Annotated in this window: 20 protein-coding genes and 1 pseudogene; 15 read left to right on the top strand and 6 right to left on the bottom strand. The window is 69.5% G+C overall.

Going from position 1 to position 18,992, the window contains the following annotated elements; all coding sequences use genetic code 11:
* From VGD44_RS14285 to VGD44_RS14270, 4 genes are all read left to right on the top strand, one after another.
* The coding region (locus VGD44_RS14285) for an alpha/beta hydrolase family protein (RefSeq protein WP_331088179.1) at positions 1 to 411 on the top strand (411 nt) is incomplete at its 5' end.
* 66 nt (positions 412 to 477) lie between these two features.
* The gene (locus VGD44_RS14280) at positions 478 to 2,124 is read left to right on the top strand and encodes a calcium-binding protein (RefSeq protein WP_331088176.1); all 1,647 of its coding nucleotides are present in this window, start codon (positions 478 to 480) and stop codon (positions 2,122 to 2,124) included.
* A gap of 109 nt (positions 2,125 to 2,233) precedes the next feature.
* A complete protein-coding gene (locus VGD44_RS14275) occupies positions 2,234 to 3,196 on the top strand; it encodes a hypothetical protein (RefSeq protein WP_331088174.1) in 963 nt (320 codons plus the stop codon).
* A gap of 69 nt (positions 3,197 to 3,265) precedes the next feature.
* Complete coding sequence (locus VGD44_RS14270) at positions 3,266 to 4,327, top strand: hypothetical protein (RefSeq protein ID WP_331088172.1); 1,062 nt, start codon at positions 3,266 to 3,268, stop codon at positions 4,325 to 4,327.
* Positions 4,328 to 4,333: 6 nt separating this feature from the next.
* Here VGD44_RS14270 and VGD44_RS26530 read toward each other — a convergent pair.
* The 3 genes and pseudogenes from VGD44_RS26530 to VGD44_RS14255 all read right to left on the bottom strand — a co-directional run.
* Positions 4,334 to 4,441 (bottom strand): annotated as a pseudogene (locus tag VGD44_RS26530) (PEPxxWA-CTERM sorting domain-containing protein); the annotation flags it as partial.
* Positions 4,442 to 5,343: 902 nt separating this feature from the next.
* The gene (locus VGD44_RS14260) at positions 5,344 to 5,847 is read right to left on the bottom strand and encodes a YbjN domain-containing protein (protein WP_331088169.1); all 504 of its coding nucleotides are present in this window, start codon (positions 5,845 to 5,847) and stop codon (positions 5,344 to 5,346) included.
* 139 nt (positions 5,848 to 5,986) lie between these two features.
* On the bottom strand, positions 5,987 to 6,235 hold the full coding sequence (locus VGD44_RS14255) for an accessory factor UbiK family protein (RefSeq protein WP_331088168.1): 249 nt from the start codon (positions 6,233 to 6,235) through the stop codon (positions 5,987 to 5,989).
* Between the two features lie 117 nt (positions 6,236 to 6,352).
* On the opposite strand from VGD44_RS14255, the gene lgt reads away from it, so the two are divergent.
* From lgt to VGD44_RS14215, 8 genes are all read left to right on the top strand, one after another.
* Entirely contained in the window at positions 6,353 to 7,240 is an 888-nt protein-coding gene (gene lgt / locus VGD44_RS14250) for a prolipoprotein diacylglyceryl transferase (RefSeq protein ID WP_331088166.1), read from the top strand.
* Positions 7,227 to 8,276, top strand: a complete 1,050-nt coding sequence (locus VGD44_RS14245; protein ID WP_331088164.1) for a class I SAM-dependent methyltransferase — start codon at positions 7,227 to 7,229, stop codon at positions 8,274 to 8,276. Before lgt ends, VGD44_RS14245 begins: the two co-directional genes overlap by 14 nt.
* Positions 8,277 to 8,342: 66 nt before the next feature.
* Positions 8,343 to 9,116, top strand: coding sequence for a peptidoglycan editing factor PgeF (gene pgeF, locus VGD44_RS14240; protein ID WP_331088162.1), 774 nt, complete (start codon positions 8,343 to 8,345; stop codon positions 9,114 to 9,116).
* Between the two features lie 73 nt (positions 9,117 to 9,189).
* Positions 9,190 to 10,125, top strand: coding sequence for a ribose-phosphate pyrophosphokinase (locus VGD44_RS14235; protein WP_331088160.1), 936 nt, complete (start codon positions 9,190 to 9,192; stop codon positions 10,123 to 10,125).
* Between the two features lie 114 nt (positions 10,126 to 10,239).
* A complete protein-coding gene (locus VGD44_RS14230; RefSeq protein ID WP_331088158.1) occupies positions 10,240 to 11,304 on the top strand; it encodes a hypothetical protein in 1,065 nt (354 codons plus the stop codon).
* A gap of 129 nt (positions 11,305 to 11,433) precedes the next feature.
* On the top strand, positions 11,434 to 12,048 hold the full coding sequence (locus tag VGD44_RS14225; RefSeq protein ID WP_331088156.1) for a 50S ribosomal protein L25/general stress protein Ctc: 615 nt from the start codon (positions 11,434 to 11,436) through the stop codon (positions 12,046 to 12,048).
* A gap of 150 nt (positions 12,049 to 12,198) precedes the next feature.
* Positions 12,199 to 12,819, top strand: a complete 621-nt coding sequence (gene pth, locus VGD44_RS14220; RefSeq protein WP_331088154.1) for an aminoacyl-tRNA hydrolase — start codon at positions 12,199 to 12,201, stop codon at positions 12,817 to 12,819.
* Positions 12,816 to 13,589: a tetratricopeptide repeat protein gene (locus VGD44_RS14215; protein WP_331088152.1), complete on the top strand. Its 774-nt coding sequence runs from the start codon at positions 12,816 to 12,818 to the stop codon at positions 13,587 to 13,589. The genes pth and VGD44_RS14215 overlap by 4 nt, the downstream gene beginning before the upstream one ends.
* 13 nt (positions 13,590 to 13,602) lie before the next feature.
* Here the strand turns inward: VGD44_RS14215 and VGD44_RS14210 are convergent, their stop codons facing one another.
* The 3 genes from VGD44_RS14210 to VGD44_RS14200 form a co-directional block, all read right to left on the bottom strand.
* Positions 13,603 to 14,004 carry a cytochrome c gene (locus VGD44_RS14210; RefSeq protein ID WP_331088150.1) on the bottom strand — a complete coding sequence of 134 codons (402 nt, stop codon included), beginning with the start codon at positions 14,002 to 14,004 and terminating at the stop codon, positions 13,603 to 13,605.
* A gap of 1 nt (position 14,005) precedes the next feature.
* The gene (locus VGD44_RS14205; protein ID WP_331088148.1) at positions 14,006 to 15,598 is read right to left on the bottom strand and encodes a flavin monoamine oxidase family protein; all 1,593 of its coding nucleotides are present in this window, start codon (positions 15,596 to 15,598) and stop codon (positions 14,006 to 14,008) included.
* Positions 15,599 to 15,843: 245 nt separating this feature from the next.
* Positions 15,844 to 16,524, bottom strand: coding sequence for a PEPxxWA-CTERM sorting domain-containing protein (locus VGD44_RS14200; protein ID WP_331088146.1), 681 nt, complete (start codon positions 16,522 to 16,524; stop codon positions 15,844 to 15,846).
* A gap of 239 nt (positions 16,525 to 16,763) precedes the next feature.
* Between VGD44_RS14200 and ychF the strand changes: the two genes are divergently transcribed.
* The 3 genes from ychF to VGD44_RS14185 form a co-directional block, all read left to right on the top strand.
* Positions 16,764 to 17,861: a redox-regulated ATPase YchF gene (ychF, locus tag VGD44_RS14195; protein WP_331088144.1), complete on the top strand. Its 1,098-nt coding sequence runs from the start codon at positions 16,764 to 16,766 to the stop codon at positions 17,859 to 17,861.
* 22 nt (positions 17,862 to 17,883) lie between these two features.
* Positions 17,884 to 18,558, top strand: coding sequence for a dienelactone hydrolase family protein (locus VGD44_RS14190; RefSeq protein WP_331088142.1), 675 nt, complete (start codon positions 17,884 to 17,886; stop codon positions 18,556 to 18,558).
* Between the two features lie 14 nt (positions 18,559 to 18,572).
* Positions 18,573 to 18,992, top strand: a 420-nt coding sequence (locus tag VGD44_RS14185) for a dienelactone hydrolase family protein (RefSeq protein ID WP_331088140.1), incomplete at its 3' end; no start/stop codon positions are given.

Genomic DNA, 18,992 nt, shown 5'->3' with positions numbered 1-18,992 from the left:
CTGGCGGTGGCCGGCCACTACAACGACCGCATCGCCGGCGCGATCGACCTCTACGGCATCTCCGACTGGGTCACCTTCCTGCAAAACACCGAGGGCTACCGCCGCGACAATCGCCGGGCCGAATACGGCGACGAGCGCGATCCCAAGATGAAGGCCGTCTTCGACAAGATCGCGCCCATCCGGATGAGCGACCGGATGAAGAAGCCGATGATGGTCTTCCAGGGCGCCAACGACCCGCGCGTGCCGCGCAGCGAGTCCGAGCAGATGGTCGCCAAGCTGCGGGCCCAGGGGACCGAGGTCTGGTACGTGCTGGCCAAGGACGAGGGCCACGGCATCGCCAAGAAGGCCAACCAGGAAGCGGTGCGGGCGACCGAGGTCGTGTTCCTGAAGAGGGTGCTTGGCATCGAATAGACGCGGGGTTGTGTTCTGCCGGCCCACGCGCCCTAATGGCGCGCGGCCTTGGGGGGAAGCGCACCAGTGTCGATCATCAACAGCACGCCCAACAAGCTGGACATGCAGGCGTGGGCCTACCGGGGCATGAGCGTCGCCGAGCTGCGCCAGGTGAACAGCACCGGCGGCGAGCTCTACTTCCAGTCAAGCTTCGACCCCTACGCCTTCGCGAGCGTGCCTGAGCAGCACACCTACGCGATGCAGTTGCGCCTTCGGGGGACCGGGTTCGCGGACTTCGACAGCAACGGCGTGCCGCGCAGCGGGCTGGTGACTGGCGCGACGCTCGCGAACAACTTCGGCTTCCTCGTCTATTTCGAGGGCCTGAGCGTTCCCGTGTCCCAGTTCATGGCGGTGCTGGGCTCGCGGGATCCGGCGGCGCTGCGCAGCCTGCTGCTGGGCGGGAACGACCAGATCGTCGGCGGAACCAATGAGACCGGGATCGGCGGATCCAGCGTCGGCGACATTCTGCTGGGCCTGGCCGGCAACGACACGCTCGCCGGCGGCGGTGGCCACGATTCCATAGACGGCGGTGCGGGCGACGACACGATCGTGTCGGTCTACGGGGCGACCACGGGCCACCATGGCGAGTCCCGCTCGGTCATCGTCGGCGGTGATGGCGTCGATGCGGTGGACTATCAGTTCGCCACCGCCGCGATCGAGATCGACCTGGTTCGGGGCGTAGCCGGATACGACACGCTGAGCGGGATCGAGAACGCGTTCGGCACGCCCTTCGGCGATCGGATCACCGGCAACGACGTACAGAACTCCCTGTTCGGGAACGACGGCGCCGACACGATCACCGGCGGTGGCGGCGACGACTTCATCAACGGGGGCGCCGGGGTCGACCGGGTGTCGGCCGGCGATGGCGGCGACGCCATCCTGCTGCTCGGCGAGCACGAGCTCATCGACGGCGGCGCGGGGGTCGACCAGGTCAACTACGGCGGCGCCGCGCAGGCGGTGGTCGTCAACCTGGCCACCGGGATCGGCACGGACACCCTGAGCGGCGTGGAGTACGTGACGGGCAGCTTCCACGCCGGGGACCTCATCACGGGCTCGGCCGGCGCGGACTTCCTCTTCGGCGGCGGCGACGGCCCCGACAGCGTCTTCGGGGGCGCGGGCGCGGACTACATCTCCGGAGCGGGCTACCTGCGCGGCGACGAGGGCAACGACCAGATCCAGGGCGGCGGCCAGTTCGACGACATCAACGGCAACATGGGCGACGACCTGCTCTACGGCCACGGCGGCGGCGACTGGGTGGTGGGCGGCAAGGACAACGACACCCTTTCGGGCGGCGTCGGCGCCGACATCGTCTACGGCAACCTGGGCTCGGACATCTGCAACGGGGACGAGGGCGACGACACGGTGCGCGGCGGCCAGGCGGATGACGTGCTGGACGGCGGCGCGGGCAACGACTGGCTCTCGGGCGACCGCGGCAGCGACGTCATCCGGGGCGGCGCGGGCGCCGACATCTTCCACAGCTTCGGCGAGGCCGACGCCGACACGGTGCTCGACTTCAACGCGGCCGAAGGCGACCGGGTGATGCTCGACCCGGGCACGATCTACACGCTCGAGCAGGTCGGGCCCGACACGCTGATCCGCATGGGCGCCTCGACGCTGGTGCTGTCCAATGTCTCCCTCGCCACCCTGCCCGCGGGCTGGCTGTTCGGAGCCTGACGCGCCCCGGCGAATTCCCTGCCAGCGTGCAGGCGAACACCGTTGCACCTATCGCAAGTTGAGCGCAGGCTGGGCTTTCGGGGTTCGTCCCCGTGCTGGGGTAAGGGTCATGGCCCTTCGCAAGCCGCATCGCCTGCTGCCGGCGCTCCTGGCCGGCGCGCTCTGCATCGCCTGGCCGCTGGAGACCGGCGCGCAATACCGCCGCGGCGACCGGGGCCGGACCGGCGACGCGCCGAGCGAGCAGCCGTGGACCCCGCCGGTCCGGCGCGGCGACGACGGCGGCGGCCTCGGCACCGCGCTGATCATCGGCCTCATCGGCGGCGCGGCGCTCTGCGCGGCCTACTGCAAGAAGGACACGAAGAAGACCGACGCGCTGCGCGACCAGCTGCTGCGCGACGGCCCGCAGATCCCCGAGGAGCATGCGCTGGGCACGCTCACGGCCTATGGCTTCGTGCGCAACAACTGGCCTGTCGTGCTGGACTACGAGACGGCCGAGGGCGCCGACACCACGCTCACCATCACGGTCGGCGACCGCGACTGGAGCATCGCCCTCCCCGGCGGCCGCCAGCAGGTGAAGCTGCGGTACGAAGGGAACGCCGCCCAGCGCTCGACGCCCGCCCTGTTCGTCCTGCGCTCGTCGGTCTGGCGGCGCGACGGGACCGAGGTCCCCCAGGACATCACCCTGATGGGGCTGGGCTGCGGGCCGCGCGCCGTGGGCTCGGTGGCGATCAACAGCCTGAGCTTCCAGCCGTCGGCCCGGCGGGTGGGCGAGGACTACGCCCGGTTCGGCTATGCGGCGACCTCGCCCTTCAACCGGGTCGGTATGGAGATCCTGCGCTACCAGGGCCGCCGCGAAGGGCGCAGCACGGTGATCACGGTCACGCCGGTCTCAGTCTTCCAGGAGCGCAGCCGCCCGCGCGGCGTCTACGGTCCGAGGGTGTGGGACGGTGTCGACCGCACTGAGCAGCGCGGCTCGCGGGGGCTGCACCGGCTGCGGGTCCGCGGGTGGGAGACCGACGGCGACGAGAGTTGGGTGGCGGCCATCTCGCGCGACGTGGTGGAGATCCCGTGAGCCCTCCTTCGCCAAGGCTTCAGAGGGCCAACATCGATCCTTCGAAGCGCCCGAAGGGAGCGGCGTAGGATGAACCTGCCCCCGCTGGTGCGGGACTGGGGCCCGCGCGCGCTGGCCGTCCTGGTGTTCCTGTCGGCGGCCTATCTCATCTTCGTGCTCACCAACCTGCCGGTCGCCACCCGCGTGGAAGCCGCGTCGAGCTGGAAGGCCATGCGCGGCGAGGCCCTGACCGTGGGCTTGGCGCCCGAGACGCTGGGACCGGAGCGGCCGGTGCTCTCGCTCAACGGACCGCCGGGCAAGGACGTCAGCGTCTGGTTCGACCAGGCGCGGTTCGGAGAGGAGACCCGGCGCGACCTCGCCGCCCTGGGGTTCGCCGACACCGCCGCCCAGTCGCCGGCCGGCTGGGTGTCGCACGCGGGCGGATCGGGCCGCGCGGCCGTCGGCGTCAGCCTGGACCCCGTCGGACCGCGCCCGGCGCTGACGCTGACGCCCACCGGCCACGGCGCCGTCGCGGAGGTGGTGCTGCGCGCCCGCGACGCGCGGATGATCCTGCGGCTCGAGGCCTCGCTGGACCCGGCCGCGCCCGAGCCCGAGCTGTTCGGCCCGAACCGCGCCTGGGAGGTGCGGATGAGCGGCGCCGGCGGCTTCCCGGTGGAGGTGGTCGTGCCGCCCGGCGCCTACGCGGTGCTGCGGCTGCCCGAGGCCAGCGTCGGCGCGGCGGACTTCCGCATGGGCGAGGTGACGGCGCCCGACCGGCCGGCCCTGCTGCGCGCCGCAACCCTCGACGTGCAGGTCGCCGACGAGGGCAAGCGCCTGGAGGCCTGCGGCGCGGCGCGCGGCGCCATCGCCTGGACCACGACCGACGTGCCGGACGCGGGCTGCCGGCCCACCCTGCGGGTCGTCGACCTGAAGCTGGCGCGCGACGGCGTGGCGGTGGAGGTGAACGGCCTGGGCTTCGTGGCCGAGGATGGCGAGGCCGCCGTCCTGCCGCTGCAGAAGATCACCGACAACCCGCTGATCTCGATGGTGCTGGGCGGCGCCTACGCCGGCTTGGCCGCCTGGGCCGGGCGGCTACTGATGCGAAAACGGGCGCAGCCGCAGGCCGCGCCCGACAATTCGGTGGTGAGCTGAGGTCGCTTACGCAGAAGCGCGGGCAAGCCCCTGACGGCGGTGGCGCAGCATCGCGCCGGCGCTGCCGAAGCCGAGGATCATGAGCGCCCAGGTGGAGGGCTCCGGAACCTCGTTGCCGCCGCCGGCCGTCCCGAACACCGTGACGTGGGAGATGCCCTGCAGCTGCCCGTTCTTGTTGGTGAGGCGGGTGTTGAAAGCGGTGAAGCTCTCCGTGGCCGGGTTCAGGCCGTAGAGCACGACCTGCGTCGAGCTGGTCTTCACGGCGTAGAAGCTGACCGCGAAGTCCGCGTTGATGGCTTCCGACAGATTGGCGCCGCTGAACTCGAACTTCTCGGTGAGATCGCCCAGTTCCAGCGTCTCCGGGGCCGGATTGGCCAGGTGCACGCCATTCCATGCGCCTTCGTAGGCCGAGGCGTCGTCGAAGATGTTGCCGTCGCCCTTCTCGTAGGTGAAGAGGCAGCCGGCCGCGCTGTAGAGGTCGCAGTCCTCCTCGCCGACCGCCAGGGTCATGGCCGCCGAAGCCGGCGTCGCCGCCAGGCCGATGATCAGAGCGCCCGCGGTAGCGATCAGTGCGCCAAACTTCGTGTTCATGGTGTCCCGTTTTTGGATGCTGTTGATTCAGTTGCGGATCGAACAGCAAGCACGGCGCCAACCTCGCAGCGACGGGCGCTCGACGCACAAGGCCCCGGCGTCGCCGGGGCCCTGGCTCTGCTTCGGGGTGCTGACGCCTTCCGCAGAAGTCGCCCACGCGGGGCGGGCGAGAGCTGAGAAATTACCGCAGGACCTCCCGCGAAACGATTGAGGCTAATTAACGCGGTGTGCTGCGGACGAGGGCTTCGGAGACTTCGGCCGAAGCCGGTCATCTGCTCATCGAGAGATGAATCGTGACGCTTCAGCACGATCAAGTGCGAACGAATACTCTACTGTTCGTTGACAACAAGCACGCGTCGGTTGCGCCGGCACGACTACACACGCCGGGATACCGGCGGCCGCTACAGTCCTACGGGCGGAAGACGTCAGGCCTCGCCGACGGTCTCGAACATGCAGGCGGCGATGGCTTCCTGCGGGGTCTTCGCGCCGCGGAGCAGGAAGTCGTAGGCCGGGAAGAACCGGTCGGCGCATTCCACGGCCACGTCGATCATCGCCGCGGCCTGGGCCAGGCTGGGCTGCTCGCCGGTCATCAGCGCCATGCCGTGCCGGAAGATGATCTCGCCCTCGTCCCAGAGTTCGAAGTGGCCGAGCCACACGCGCGGGTTGATCGTGGCGATGAGTTCCTGGGCCGTCTGGCGCTGGGCCGTGGGAACCGTGAGGTCCATCGACAGGCAGAGCTGCAGCGTGTCGCCCTCGGGGCGCCACGCGAACCAGAGCTCGTAGTCCTTCCAGTCGCCGGCCAGCGTGAACGCCAGGTCACCGTCTTCCGTACGGTCGAAGGGGAGGTTCTCGGCGGTGAGAACGTGCTCGACAACATCGAGCGGGTCGTTCGTCAGGACGACGCTGTCGTCGGTCTGCGAGGTGTCCATCACGACCCCTTATGAGTCGGACGGGGGGCAGAACGCCGCCCCCGAATCGTCCGCATTTCGAAACCTAGACTGATTTGTAAACGCAGCGTCAGCAGGTTCTTGTCCTGGGCGAGCGGCTTTCGCGTGGCGTGCAGTGTCGTCAAGCCGACTTAGCGCTCTTGCGCGCAGGCTTGGCGGCCTTGAGGGCCTCGATCTCGGCGCGAAGGGCGGCCACTTCGGCCTTGAGGGCGTCGTAATCCTCGCGGCGAACAAGGTCCATTTCGGCCACCAGCCGGTCGGTCTGGCTGCGGAACGCGGCCTTCGCTTCCTCACCTGCGGCCTGGGCCAGGCCCATGGCGGCGGTGGAGAGCTTGGCGATCTCGTCGAGGATGGGGTTTTGGGTCTGCATTCCAAGGTCTTCATGTGGGCGGTGAGCCCGTCCACTTGCGTATATGGCCTCTCGGGGGATGAAAGCGAAGGGCTTCTCGTCTAAGTCCGTCAGGCACAACGCTGGAGCCGCTTCGCAGTGCCCTTTCCCGAAATCGACCCGATCCTCGTTCAGCTCGGGCCCTTCGCCATCCGCTGGTACGCCTTGGCCTATGTGGCGGGCATCCTGCTGGGGTGGCGTTATGCCACAGGACTCTTGCGCAACACCGCGCTCTGGACGCACCGCCCAGCGCCCATGACGCCCGAGCAGATGGACGATCTGATCCTGTGGATCGCGCTGGGCGTGATCGGCGGCGGCCGGCTGGGCCACGTGATCTTCTACACGCCGGAGATGATCTTCTCGGACCCCGTGGGCATCGTCCGCGTGTGGGAAGGCGGGATGAGTTTCCACGGCGGGGTGATCGGCGTTTCGATCGCCATGGTCCTCTTCGCCTGGCGCAACAAGCTGGACCTGCTGCGGATCGCCGACGTGGTGGCCCCAGCCTATCCGATCGGCCACTTCCTGGGCCGCTGCGCCAACTTCATCAACGGCGAGCTCTGGGGTCGGCCCACCGACCTGCCGTGGGGCATCGTCTTCTGCAACGATCAGATCAAGGAAGACTACGGCTACTGCCCCGCCGGCCTCGTGGCGCGGCACCCGTCGCAGCTCTACGAGGCGCTGTTCGAAGGGCTGATCCTGTTCCTGATCCTGCTCTGGGCGACCCACCGCGCGAAGCTGGGCAACCGCCGCGGCGTGATCACCGGCATCTTCCTCGTGTTCTACGGCGTCTTCCGCATCGCCATCGAGACTGTGCGCCAGCCCGACGCCGGGCTCGAGAACCTGCCGCTGGGCCTGACCATGGGCATGTATCTGTCGATCCCGATGATCCTGGCCGGCGGATACCTGATCTGGCGCGGGATGAACGAGCCGCTGCCTGCCGAAGGGGCGGCGGCGAACCCGGGCCGGCCAGCTGATGAGCCTGCATGACAAGCTGGCGGCGCAGATCGCCCAGACCGGGCCGCTGACCGTCGCCCAGTACATGACTGCCTGCCTGCACGACCCGGAGTTCGGCTACTACGCCACCCGGCCGGCGCTGGGCGAAGGCGGCGACTTCGTCACCGCGCCGCTGGTCAGCCAGATGTTCGGCGAGCTGATCGGCGTCTGGGCCGCCTCCGCCTGGCGGTTGATGGGCGAGCCTGAGCGGTTCGTGCTCGTCGAGATGGGTCCCGGCGACGGGACGCTGATGGACGACCTGCTGCGCGCCGGCCGCGCCCTGCCCGGCTTCCTGGAGGCCGCGGACGTCTGGCTGGTGGAGACCTCGGGGCCGCTGGCCGCCCTGCAGGCGGAGAAGCTGGGCGACCGCGTCCGCTGGGCGAAGAGCCTGGACGAGGTCCCCGGCGGCGAGCCGATGCTGCTGGTGGCCAACGAGCTACTGGACTGCCTGCCGGCCCGCCAGTTCGTCCGCGCCGCCACCGGCTGGACAGAGCAGGTCGTGGGCCTGGACCGGCATGGCGCGCTCACCTTCGGCCGCGTGCCCGCGCCGCTGGCCCTGCCGGACGCCCGCGAAGGCGCGGTCCTCGAGGTGTCCGCGCCACAGGAGGCGCTCGCCGCCGCGCTGGGCGAGCGGCTGGCCCTCGACGGCGGGGCGGCGCTCTTGATCGACTACGGTCGCGACCAGCCGGGCTTTGGCGACACCCTGCAGGCGCTCAGCCGCCACGAGAAGGTGGATCCGCTGGCCCGGCCCGGCGAGGCCGACCTCACCGTCTGGGCCGACTTCCCGGCCGTGATGGCGGCCGCCGAGCGGGCGGGCGCCGCCGCCGCCGTCCTCACCCAGGCAGCGTTCCTGGCCCGCATGGGTGTCGGCGAGCGCGCCGAGGCCCTGGTCCGCGCGCGGCCCGACAAGGCGCCCCTGGTCGGCCGGCAATTGCATCGCCTGGTCGGCGGGGACCAGATGGGGGAACTCTTCAAGGCCTGTTGCCTCTATTCTCCTGACTGGGTCCCACCCGCGTTCGAGACCGAGTAAACCCGTCATCCCGGCCAACGGAGCGGCGAACCCGCGTAGGCCGAGCCGGGACCTAGGAGCCGCCAGATGAGTGAAGTTCTGATGTCCCTGCCCGTCCTCACCTCGAAGCTCCTGGACCTGCCGGGGATCCGGCACGCCTTCTTCACGCGCCAGGGCGGCGTGTCGGAGGGTCTGTACGAGAGCCTGAACGTGGGCGCGGGCTCCAACGACGACCCCATCCACGTCGCCGAAAACCGCCGGCGTGCGGCCCACTTCCTCGGCGGCGAGCTGGTGACCGCCTATCAGGTCCATTCCGCGACCGCCTTTGCCGTCCAGGGGCCCTGGGGCTCGGGACCGCCCGAGGGCGACGCCGTCGTCACCTCCACGGCCGGCGTGACCTGCGGCGTGCTCGCCGCCGACTGCGCGCCGATCCTGCTGGCCGACCCCGAGGCCCGGGTCGTCGGCGCGGCGCACGCCGGCTGGAAGGGCGCGCTCACCGGCGTCGCCGAGGCCGCCATCGAGCGCATGGAGGTGCTGGGCGCCCGGCGCGCACGGATCGTCGCCGCCATCGGCCCGTGCATCGGTCCCGGCTCGTATGAGGTGGGCCCGGAATTCTACGACCGCTTCGTGGCCGACAGCGCCGAGGCGACCCGCTTCTTCAACGACGGCGAGGCCGACCGGAAGATGTTCGACCTGCCGGGCTACATGCTGGACCGCCTGCAGCGCGCCGGCGTTTCGGCCTGCGAATGGATCGGGCACGACACCTGCGCCGATGCCGAGCTGTTCTTCTCCAACCGCCGGGCGTTCCAGCGCGGCGACGCCGACTACGGCCGGTTGCTATCGGCGATCATGCTGACCTAGCGGCTCTGGACTCAGGCTAAGCCGCTACCTACAAGCGCGCCCATCAACCCGCGACTCCTGCCCTGAGGCCCCGATGAAGCTGCTCGCCGGCAACTCCAATCGCACCCTGGCGCAGGCGGTTGCCAGCCACCTGGACCTGCCCCTCTGCCGGGCCCAGGTGAAGCGGTTCGCCGACAACGAGGTCTGGGTCACCATCGACGAGAACGTCCGCGGCGAGGACGTCTTCATCCTGCAGTCGACCAGCTATCCCGCCAACGACCACCTGATGGAGCTCCTGGTCTGCATCGACGCGCTGAAGCGCGCGTCGGCCCGGCGGATCACGGCGGTGACCCCCTATTTCGGCTACGCCCGCCAGGACCGGAAGACCGGCGGCCGCACGCCGATCTCCGCCAAGCTGGTGGCCAACCTGATCACCCGCGCCGGCGCCGACCGGGTGCTGACGATGGATCTCCACTCGGGCCAGATCCAGGGCTTCTTCGACATCCCCACCGACAACCTCCTGTCCGCGCCGCTGCTGGCCGCCGACATCAAGGAGAACTACGAGAAGACCAAGGACCTGCTGATCGTGTCGCCCGACGTGGGTGGCGTGGTCCGGGCGCTGGCGGTGGCCAGCCGCCTGAACGCCGACCTGGCCATCGTCGACAAGCGCCGGGCCGGACCCGGCAAGAGCGAGGTGGCCAACATCATCGGCGACGTCGAGGGCCGCCGCTGCATCCTGTTCGACGACATGATCGATGGCGGGGGCACGCTCTGCAATGCGGCGCAGGCCCTGATCGACGGCGGCGCCACAGAAGTCAGCGCCTACGTCAGCCACGGCGTTCTGTCGGGCGGCGCGGTCGAGCGCGTGGACGCATCGGTGCTGAAGGAACTGGTGATGACCGACTCCATCGCCCCGCCCGAACGCGTCGGCCAGACGCCCAAGATCCGCTACGTGAGTTGCGCCGGCCTCATCGGCGAGGCGATCCGCCGCATCGCCAACGAAGAGAGCGTGTCGAAACTGTTCGACTGAGGCTCAGCGAGCCCGTTCCGGCAGCGCTTGCCCGCAACGGCCGTCCGCGGGTAATCCATGGACTTCGGGGGGCAGACGCTAGAATCACCACTGATCAGTGGGGGAAGTAGTCTGATGCCGTTCCGTATCCGGCCCCAAACGTTCAAGGTCCGCCTTGTCCTTCCGGCTTTGCTCGCCGCGGTGGTCGCCGCTTGCGCCGAGGCCCCGAAGGTGGTCACGCCACCGCCTCCGCCACCTGCGCCCACGGTGTCGCTGTCGCCGCGCCTGATCGAGCTGGCCAGCGCCTACCGGCACTACGTCACCAACACCACGGCGATCGCGCCCGCTTTCATGGATGGCGATGCGGTGGCGACCTCGCTGCGGACCGGCGCGCAGTACGAGCCGCAGCAGCTGGCGAAAGGCGCCATCGCCTACGGCGCCGTCGTGGCGCTGCAGGACCGCGCCTTCGTCGAGGGCGTCCGCATCTACGCCAAGGACCCGGCCCAGCGGCGGCAGGTGGCCTATGAGATCCTGAAGGACCCCGCGTATGCGGTCGGCCTGTCGGGCTCGGCCGGCGCCGCGGGCCTGGTGATCTCCGCGCTCGGGAACGACGCCCAGCGGCTCTACGACACCGGCAAGTCGGTCAAGCAGGCCGCCTACGACATCCAGAAGCAGCCCTGGTCCAAGGCCGACGTCCCCGGCCGCGAGGCCCGCCTGGCCAACGCCAAGTCGCTCTCCGCCGCCGCCATGGCCGGCAGCGTCGACGAGACGGCGCGGCTGCAGCTGGCCTCCACGGGCGCCGCCCCGTTGGCCGCGCCCGCGGCGCAGGCCGTGTCCCCGCCCTATACCCAGACGGTCGTCCGCGCGCTGGCCGTCGCGGCCCTGGCCGTGCTGGGCGAGGCCGGCGACGCCAACGTCTCGACCGTGATGGGCCTGGTCACCGAGCCGAACGTCGGCATGTGCATGAACATGTCGAAGCTGAACCTCTATCAGTGCCTAGCGGTGGCGCGGCCGCACTACGAGGACGTCTTCTGCCTGGGCCAGCATGCGATGATGGACACCGGCCGCTGCATGATCCGCGCGACCGGCCTGCCTGAGCCCTACGAGGCGCGCTTCGTGCCCAGCCAGGAGTCGATCAACAAGGGCATGCAGACCAAGAAGGCGCCGGCCAAGAAGCGGCCCGCGAAAAAGAAGGGCTGAATCATCCCATCCGGCCCCGTTGCGCGGACCGGAGCTTTTGTGTATCTACGCGCACCCTTTCGACCGACAGGTCACGGAATTCCGTCGCCGCGCGCGAGTCGCGCGGCGGCTTCGTTTTGAGGCAAGGCCATGGCCGAGATCATTTTGAACGTTGAAGTACGCGAGCAGACCGGTACGGGCGGCGCGCGTTCCACCCGTCGTGACGGCAAGGTGCCTGGCATCCTGTACGGCGGCAACAAGGACCCGGTGGCCATCGCCGTGAAGTCCAACGAGTTCCGCAAGGCGCTCTACACAGGCAAGCTCCTGGGCCACCTGGTGACCTTGAAGTACGGCAGCGAGACCCAGCCGGTCATCGCCAAGGCCGTCGACATGCACCCGGTGACCGATGAGCCGTGGCACTTCGACCTGTACCGGGTCGACGAGCACCAACAGATCAAGATCGACGTGACCGTGCACTTCGCCAACGAGGACGCCTCGCCGGGCCTGAAGCGCGGCGGCACCCTGGGCGTCACCCTGCACGCTGTCACCGTCTCCTGCCACGCCGACTCGATCCCGGAAGAGATCGTCGTCGACCTGACGGGCCTGGAAATCGGCGACGCGGTCCGCGTCTCCGAGCTCAAGCTGCCGGCCGGCGTGACCGCGGCGGTGGACGGCGACCTGGTCGTCGCCTCGATCACCACCTCCAAGGCCGTGACCGAGGAAGCCGAAGGCGAAGCGACCACGGAAGAGGCCGGCGAGGACTAAAACCTCCCGCTCATCCCGGCGCAGGCCGGGACCCAGATGGAATGACTCAGCGGCGGGTTCCAGGAACTCAGACCAGATCCGATCGGCCAGCGCGCCATTGGATCTGGGTCCCGGCCTTCGCCGGGATGAGCGGTTGAGGGGACCGGTCTCATGCTGCTCATCGCAGGGCTGGGGAATCCCGGCCCGACTCACGCGAAGAACCGCCACAACATCGGCTTCATGGCCGTTGACGAGATTGCGCGCCGCTGGGGTTTCCCCGCGGCGCGTTCGCGTTTCCAGGCCCAGGTGTCGGAAGGCGCGATCGATACGCCGCAAGGGCCGGTGCGCACCCTGATCCTGAAGCCCCAGACCTACTACAACGAGAGCGGCCGCTCGGTGGGCGAGGCGCTGAAGTTCTTCAAGCTGGACCCGGCCACGGACCTCGTCGTCTTCTATGACGAGATCGACCTCGCGCCCGGACGCTTCCGGATGAAGGCGGGCGGCGGCGCGGCCGGCAACAACGGCGTGCGCTCGATCACCTCGCAGGTGGGTCCCCATTTCCGCCGGGCGCGGCTGGGCACCGGCCATCCGGGCGACAAGGCCCTGGTGCACAGCCACGTGCTCAGCGATTTCCACAAGGCCGACCTGGCCTGGGTCACGCCGCTGCTGGAGGCCTGCGCCGACGCCGCCCCTCTGCTGGCCGTGGGTGAGGACGAAAAGTACCAGGCCGAGGTCATGCGCCTCGCGCCGGCCGAGAAACTCGATCCGCGCAAACTGGCGAGAGGGGAATGAGCCTGTTCAACCTCCTCGGCGGCTCGCTGCCGCTGATCGGCCTATCCCTGATCCTGTCGATCGCGCTCGCCGTGCACGTGGTTCGCACGGGCCGCGAGCTGTTCTGGCTGTGGATCATCCTGATCTTCCAGCCGATCGGCGGGCTGGTCTACTTCCTGGCCATCCTCCTGCCCGAGCTTAGCCGCGGCTCGACGGCGCGGCGGCTGGAGCAGTCGGCCCGCGCGGCGCTGGACCCCATGCGCGAGTATCGCGAGGCGAAGCAGGCGTGCGAGGACACGCCAACTGTCCGCAACCAGTCGCGGCTGGCGCAGGCGGCCGCAGCGCTCGGGCGCCACGACGAGGCCGAGCGTCTCTACGCCGAGGCCGCCCAGGGCATCCACGCGGAGGATCCGGCCCTTCTACTCGGGCGCGCAAACGCTCTCCTGGAGCTCGGGCGCCCCCAGGAGGCGGTCGCTGTCATCGAGCTCATCCCGGGCGGGGAGACCGTCGATCCCCTGGCGCCGGGCGCTGTGCTGGCGCTGGCCCGGGCCCACGAGAGCCTCGGCCACGCGGCCGAAGCCGACGCGGCCTACGCCGAGGCGATCCAGCGCATGGCCGGCTTCGAGGCCTTCGGCCGCTATGCCGCCTTCATGGCCCGCAACGGTCGCAACGATGAGGCTCGCGCCGCCATCGCCGACATGGACAAGCGCCTGACCAAGCTGGCCGCCCAGTTCCGCAAGGAAGGCCGGCACTGGCGCGACCACGCCGCCAAGGCGCTGGCGGAAAGCTAGTCGTTGCCGACGGCTAGCGGCGCGGCGGCGGCTGGCCGAACGCGGCGACGTCGTCGGGCGTGACCGGCTCCCTGAAATCGTTGCCGAAATGGGTGCGGATGTATGCGATCAACTCGCGCGCCTGCTCCTTGCTGAGGGTGTCCCTGAACCAGGGCATGCCGCCCTTGCCATTGGCGATGACGTAGGCCGCGTAGGCCGTGGTCCCCATCCGCGGGTTGGCGGCCAGGGCGGGGAAGGCGGCGGCCCCGACAGCGCCCCTGGCGTCTGCCATGTGGCAGGCCTGGCAGAAGGTCCGATAGACCTCCTCGCCCGTGCGCGCGACGGGCGGCTTGGTCCCGCCCGGGCCCGGCTCGTCCGCGAACGCCGGGGTGGAGAGGGCCGCGGCGGCGAGGCCGATCAGCAGACGACGGATCATCTCAGGCCTCCAGCGCACGCTTGTGCAGGCGGGTGATGGCGTCCAAGGCCGAGAGCAGCGAGCCCTCCATCCAGCAGCCAACATACGAGGCGTGCTCGCCGGCGAGCACGATGCGGTCTTCCAGGGCCACCAGCTCCTGGTAGTGCTCGCGCCGCGTCGCCTCGTTCCAGCGGGCGCAGCAGCCCATGACCCATGGCACGCGACTCCACGCGACGGAGGCGCCGTTCAGGAACTCCTTGCGGTAGCTGTCGGGGTGGAACACCGAGCCCTGCGCCAGGGCGGCCTCGACGCGCTCGGCGGGCGACAGGCCCGTCAGCCGATAGCCGCCCGGCCCGTTGGCGAACGACCCCAGCAGCACCGCCGGCCCGTCCTTGAAGAAGTCGTGGTTGGGGTAGGAGACCAGGCCGATCTCCTGGTTGGTGAACGAGTGGCCGCCGTAGATGGCGTAGTCCTCCTCCCAGAAGCGGCGGCGCATCTCGAGGCCGATCTTCACGCCGTTGGAGTAGGGCACTGCGGCGATCGCGGCCTGCTTCTTCTCCGACAGGTTGGTCTCGATCTGGCTCAGCACCGTGAGCGGAATGGTGCAGACGCAGAAGTCGGCCGTCGCGGTCTCAGCCTTGCCCTTGGCGGTGTCGGTGTAGCTCACCGTCACGCCACCCTTGTCCTGGATGAGCTTCGTGACCTTGGCGTTGTAGGTGATCAGCTTGCCGACCTGGCGGGCGAAGCCCTCTCCGATCTTCCCCATGCCGCCCACGGGCTGGAACATGGTGGTCTGGAACTCGTCGTTCATGAAGAACGCCATCTGGCCCCAGACACCCGACTTCAGCACCTCGTCGAAGGGGAACAGGTCGGAGGGCCGGGGCGCTCCGTTCACGCCGCCGCCGGGGGCCAGGTCGAAGCCGCGGTGGCTCGAGGACCGGTAGCCCTTGGTGTAGCGCATGTCGTCGTCGAGCATGCCCCAGCCGCGGAGCGCCTCCTTCAGGAGGTCCATGTCCTCGGCGGAGAGCTTCGCATCCAGCGCCTTCTGGTCGATCGCCTTGCCCAGCAGCTCGGCGACGTTGCCTTCGAAGTCCGCGGCCAGCGATCGGAACCGCTGCGGCGCGCCGCCGAACGCCTCGGTGTTGTGCACGTAGGCGTTGTGGTTGAACTGGATGAACGGCTCCAGCGCCACGCCGAACGCCTTGCAGTAGTGGAGCAGCGTGCGGTGGTGGTGCGGGATCCGCCACGGGCCTGGGTTGAGGTAGTTGCCTTTGGCGAAGCCCACCTTCTGCGTCGCGCCGCCCAGCTCGGTGTAGGTGTCGCCCCCGTACAGCGACCAGTTGCGCCCGCCGGGCCTGTTCTGGAACTCCAGGATGCTGACCTTGTAGCCGGCCTTCTCCAGCTCGTAGGCCGCCAGCATCCCAGCCAGACCCGCCCCCAGCACGATCACACTCGCGCCCTTGCGCGCGCCCGACAGGTTCGGCGGGCCCGGGAAACGCGTCTCGGCCGCGTGCCCGAAGGTGGTCATCATCTGGTAGACCGCGGCCGTCCCGCCCATCAGTCCGATGGCGTTCAGGAGCTGCCGGCGCGTGGGTGTCTGACGTGCGGAATCCATGGCTCCCCCGGGCGGCTGACGGCGAGCCAATGGCTACAGGGACCGCGGCTGGAAGGGATGGGCCGCCGCCTCGGCGGCCGCAGAATCCTCCAGGATGCGTGTATGAGGCGCAACATGATCAGCGATCAGGCAGCGTGCCGCGCGGCGCGGCTTCCGCTGCCTCATCGACGACGCACCCGCGCCGTCCGAGGGATGATGCGAGCAGGTCAGGGCCCCGGGCGACCGGGACCCTGCTGCAGGACGGCTTACGCGGCGAAGCTGATCCGGCGCCGGCGCAGCATCGCGCCCGCCGAGCCGAAGCCGAGGATCATCAGGGCCCAGGTCCCCGGTTCCGGGATGCCGCCGGGCAGCTCACCCGTGGCGGTTCCGGTCGCCAGGAGGTACGAGCCGCCGAACCTGAACCCGTAGATGTCGGCGGTGTCGCGGGTGATGCCGCGGAAGCGGAACTCGTTGAAGCCGCCCGGCGTCGAGATCGGGGCGTCGGTCGCGAGGTTGTACGCCTCGAGCACGTTGCCGTTGATATCGAGCGCGGCGATCGTGGGATCGTCGCCCGAGCTGGGGGCGTAGTTGAAGAAGAAGCCCATCTGGCTGTAGGCGATATCCCCCAGCAGGAAGCCGAAGCCGCCGGGCCCGTCCAGCCCGATGTAGACCGCGTCACCGCCGAACGAGCCGTTGGCGAGCAGGCCGTAGCCGCCCTGACCCACGACCGCGCCCTGGCCGGAGTTGTTGGTCGTGTTGCTCCGGGTGAACGTGAACTCACCGACGGTGACCGGCCCGTAGGTGAAATTGTAGCTGCCGTTGTCGTAGCCGCTCAGGTCGAGGTCGGGACCAGTGTAGCCCACATCCGTCGTTATCAGCGCCGCCTGAGATGCGCCGGCCGACAAGGCCAGCGCCGCCGCAGCAGCAAGCATCGTACGAATACGCATTGCACCCTCCATCTGCGGGACCCCCGAACGGACCCGGACATCCAGACCCTCCCGAGGGCTAGCTCTATTCCTGATTGAGTTTGGAGAAATTAAATTCACCCATAGCGAGAACAGCGCACGCCCATTTGGGGTCGGACCCTGACGTCAGCGGAAGGTCGCGGGCGAACTGGCGCGCGCCGCTTCGCGCGCGCGGCGCGTCGTGCTAGGTGGCGCCCCTCGCAAAGGAACCACTGCTACCCATGGCCCTGAAAGTCGCCATCGTCGGCCTGCCGAACGTGGGCAAGTCGACCCTGTTCAACGCGCTCACCCAGACCGCCGCGGCCCAGGCCGCGAACTATCCGTTCTGCACGATCGAGCCCAACACCGGCGACGTGGCCGTGCCCGAACCGCGGCTGGAGAAGCTCGCGGCGATCATCCCGTCGAAAGAGATCATCCCGGCGCGGATCAATTTCGTGGACATCGCCGGCCTCGTGCGCGGCGCGTCGAAGGGTGAGGGCCTGGGCAACCAGTTCCTGGCCAACATCCGCGACTGCGACGCGGTGGCCTTCGTCGCCCGCTGCTTCATCGACGACGACATCACCCACGTCGAGGGAAAGGTGGACCCGCTGGCCGACCTGGAGACGATCGAGACCGAGCTGATGCTGGCCGACCTCGAGAGCCTGGAGAAGCGTGTCGTCAACCTCGAGAAGCGCGCCAAGACCGGCGACAAGGAGAGCGCCCAGACCCTGCGCCTGGTCCAGCTCGCCCTGACCGAGCTCAACGCCGGCCGACCGGCCCGCAAGGCCCGGGTTTCGGCCGAGGACGACAAGGCGTGGCGGATGCTGCAGCTCCTCACGTCCAAGCCCGCCCTCTACGTCTCGAACGTCGACGAGGCCTCGGCCGGCGACGGCAACGACCTGTCGCGCCAGGTGGCCGAGCGCGCCAAGCGCGACGGCGCCGACCACGTGGTGATCTCGGCCCAGATCGAGAGCGAGATCGCCCTGCTCGATCCCGAGGAGCGCACCGAGTTCCTGGAGACCCTGGGCCTCAGCGAGCCCGGCCTGAACAAGCTGATCCGCGAGGCCTACCACCTGCTGGGCCTGCAGACCTACTTCACGGTCGGGCCCAAGGAGGCGCGCGCCTGGACGATCCACAAGGGCGATACCGCCCCGCAGGCGGCCGGCGTGATCCACACCGATTTCGAGAAGGGCTTCATCCGGGCCGAGACGATCGCCTACGACGACTACGTCCGTCTGAAGGGCGAGGCCGGCGCGCGTGAGGCCGGGAAATTCCGCCAGGAGGGCAAGGAGTATGTCGTCCAGGACGGAGACGTGATGAACTTCCGCTTCAACGTGTAGCGGGCAAGACAAGAGGGCGGAGATGGGCGAGACGATCACCCTGGCGGGCGCGGACGGCTTCGAGTTCTCAGCCTACCACGAGCCCGCCTTCACTCCGCGCAAGGGCGGCGTGATCGTGATCCAGGAGATCTTCGGGATCGACCGCCACGTCCGCGCCGACGTCGAGCGTTGGGCCAAGATGGGCTACGAGGCCATCGCCCCGGCCCTGTTCGACCGTCTGCAGCGCGACTTCCACGCCGAGCACGACGACGCGGGCATCCAGGCCGGCATCGCCAAGGCGCGCGCCACCCCGCTGGACCAGGCGCTCTCCGACATCGCCGCCTGCCGCGACTTCCTCAAGCAGCGCGGCGGCAAGGTCTGCGTGGTGGGCTACTGCTACGGCGGCTCGCTGACCTGGCTGTCGGCCTGCAAGGTCGAGGGCCTGGCGGCGGCGTCCAGCTACTACGGCTCGATGGTGCAGGCGAACGCGGCGCTGAGCCCGCTCTGCCCGACGATCGTGCACCTGGGCCGCACCGACGGCGGCATCCCGGCCGACGACGTGGCCGCGGCCGTCGCCCAACACCATGGCGACAAGGTTCCGGTGCACATCTACGAGGGCGCGGGCCACGGCTTCAACAACCAGAGCCCCGAGCGATACAACGCCGAGGCGGCCGACCTCGCCCGGCACCGGACCCTCGAGCTGTTCGACAACGCCTGACTGAGAGGCGCGCCATGGGCGAGCAGATCCGCCTGACCAGCCGCCACGACGGCTTCGAGCTCGACGCCTACCGGGTGAAGCCCCCGGACGTCCGGCGGGGCGGCCTCCTGCTGATCCAGGAGATCTTCGGCGTCACCGACCACATCCGCGAGCTCTGCGACGGCTATGCGGCCGATGGCTACGAAGTGATCGCCCCGGCCTTCTACGACCGCCTCGAGCGCGGCTTCGCCTGCGACTACTCCGAGGCCTCGATCCAGCGGGGGGTGACGTACTCGCAGGCCACGCCATGGGAGCAGGTGGCCGGCGACGCCCAGGCTGCGCTGGACGCGCTGGAGGGGCCTCGGTTCGTCACGGGCTACTGCTGGGGCGGAGCTGCGACATGGCTCGTGGCCTGCCGGTGCGAAGGCGTGGCGGCCGCATCCTGCTTCTACGGC

Origin of the sequence: Phenylobacterium sp. (assembly GCF_036402295.1) — a bacterium.
Lineage (GTDB): Bacteria > Pseudomonadota > Alphaproteobacteria > Caulobacterales > Caulobacteraceae > Phenylobacterium.
The sequence above is the reverse complement of the archived record's forward strand: the minus strand, read 5'-3'. Positions and strand labels throughout refer to the sequence as shown.

Coding starts and splice junctions, on each gene's coding strand:
- VGD44_RS14230 (WP_331088158.1), top strand. CDS start 10,240: ATGCCGTTCCGTATCCGGCCCCAAACGTTCAAGGTCCGCCTTGTCCTT.
- VGD44_RS14275 (WP_331088174.1), top strand. CDS start 2,234: ATGGCCCTTCGCAAGCCGCATCGCCTGCTGCCGGCGCTCCTGGCCGGC.
- VGD44_RS14205 (WP_331088148.1), bottom strand. CDS start 15,598: ATGGATTCCGCACGTCAGACACCCACGCGCCGGCAGCTCCTGAACGCC.
- VGD44_RS14245 (WP_331088164.1), top strand. CDS start 7,227: ATGAGCCTGCATGACAAGCTGGCGGCGCAGATCGCCCAGACCGGGCCG.
- pgeF (WP_331088162.1), top strand. CDS start 8,343: ATGAGTGAAGTTCTGATGTCCCTGCCCGTCCTCACCTCGAAGCTCCTG.
- pth (WP_331088154.1), top strand. CDS start 12,199: ATGCTGCTCATCGCAGGGCTGGGGAATCCCGGCCCGACTCACGCGAAG.
- VGD44_RS14210 (WP_331088150.1), bottom strand. CDS start 14,004: ATGATCCGTCGTCTGCTGATCGGCCTCGCCGCCGCGGCCCTCTCCACC.
- VGD44_RS14225 (WP_331088156.1), top strand. CDS start 11,434: ATGGCCGAGATCATTTTGAACGTTGAAGTACGCGAGCAGACCGGTACG.
- VGD44_RS14235 (WP_331088160.1), top strand. CDS start 9,190: ATGAAGCTGCTCGCCGGCAACTCCAATCGCACCCTGGCGCAGGCGGTT.
- VGD44_RS14260 (WP_331088169.1), bottom strand. CDS start 5,847: ATGGACACCTCGCAGACCGACGACAGCGTCGTCCTGACGAACGACCCG.
- VGD44_RS14270 (WP_331088172.1), top strand. CDS start 3,266: ATGAACCTGCCCCCGCTGGTGCGGGACTGGGGCCCGCGCGCGCTGGCC.
- VGD44_RS14200 (WP_331088146.1), bottom strand. CDS start 16,524: ATGCGTATTCGTACGATGCTTGCTGCTGCGGCGGCGCTGGCCTTGTCG.
- VGD44_RS14190 (WP_331088142.1), top strand. CDS start 17,884: ATGGGCGAGACGATCACCCTGGCGGGCGCGGACGGCTTCGAGTTCTCA.
- VGD44_RS14215 (WP_331088152.1), top strand. CDS start 12,816: ATGAGCCTGTTCAACCTCCTCGGCGGCTCGCTGCCGCTGATCGGCCTA.
- VGD44_RS14255 (WP_331088168.1), bottom strand. CDS start 6,235: ATGCAGACCCAAAACCCCATCCTCGACGAGATCGCCAAGCTCTCCACC.
- ychF (WP_331088144.1), top strand. CDS start 16,764: ATGGCCCTGAAAGTCGCCATCGTCGGCCTGCCGAACGTGGGCAAGTCG.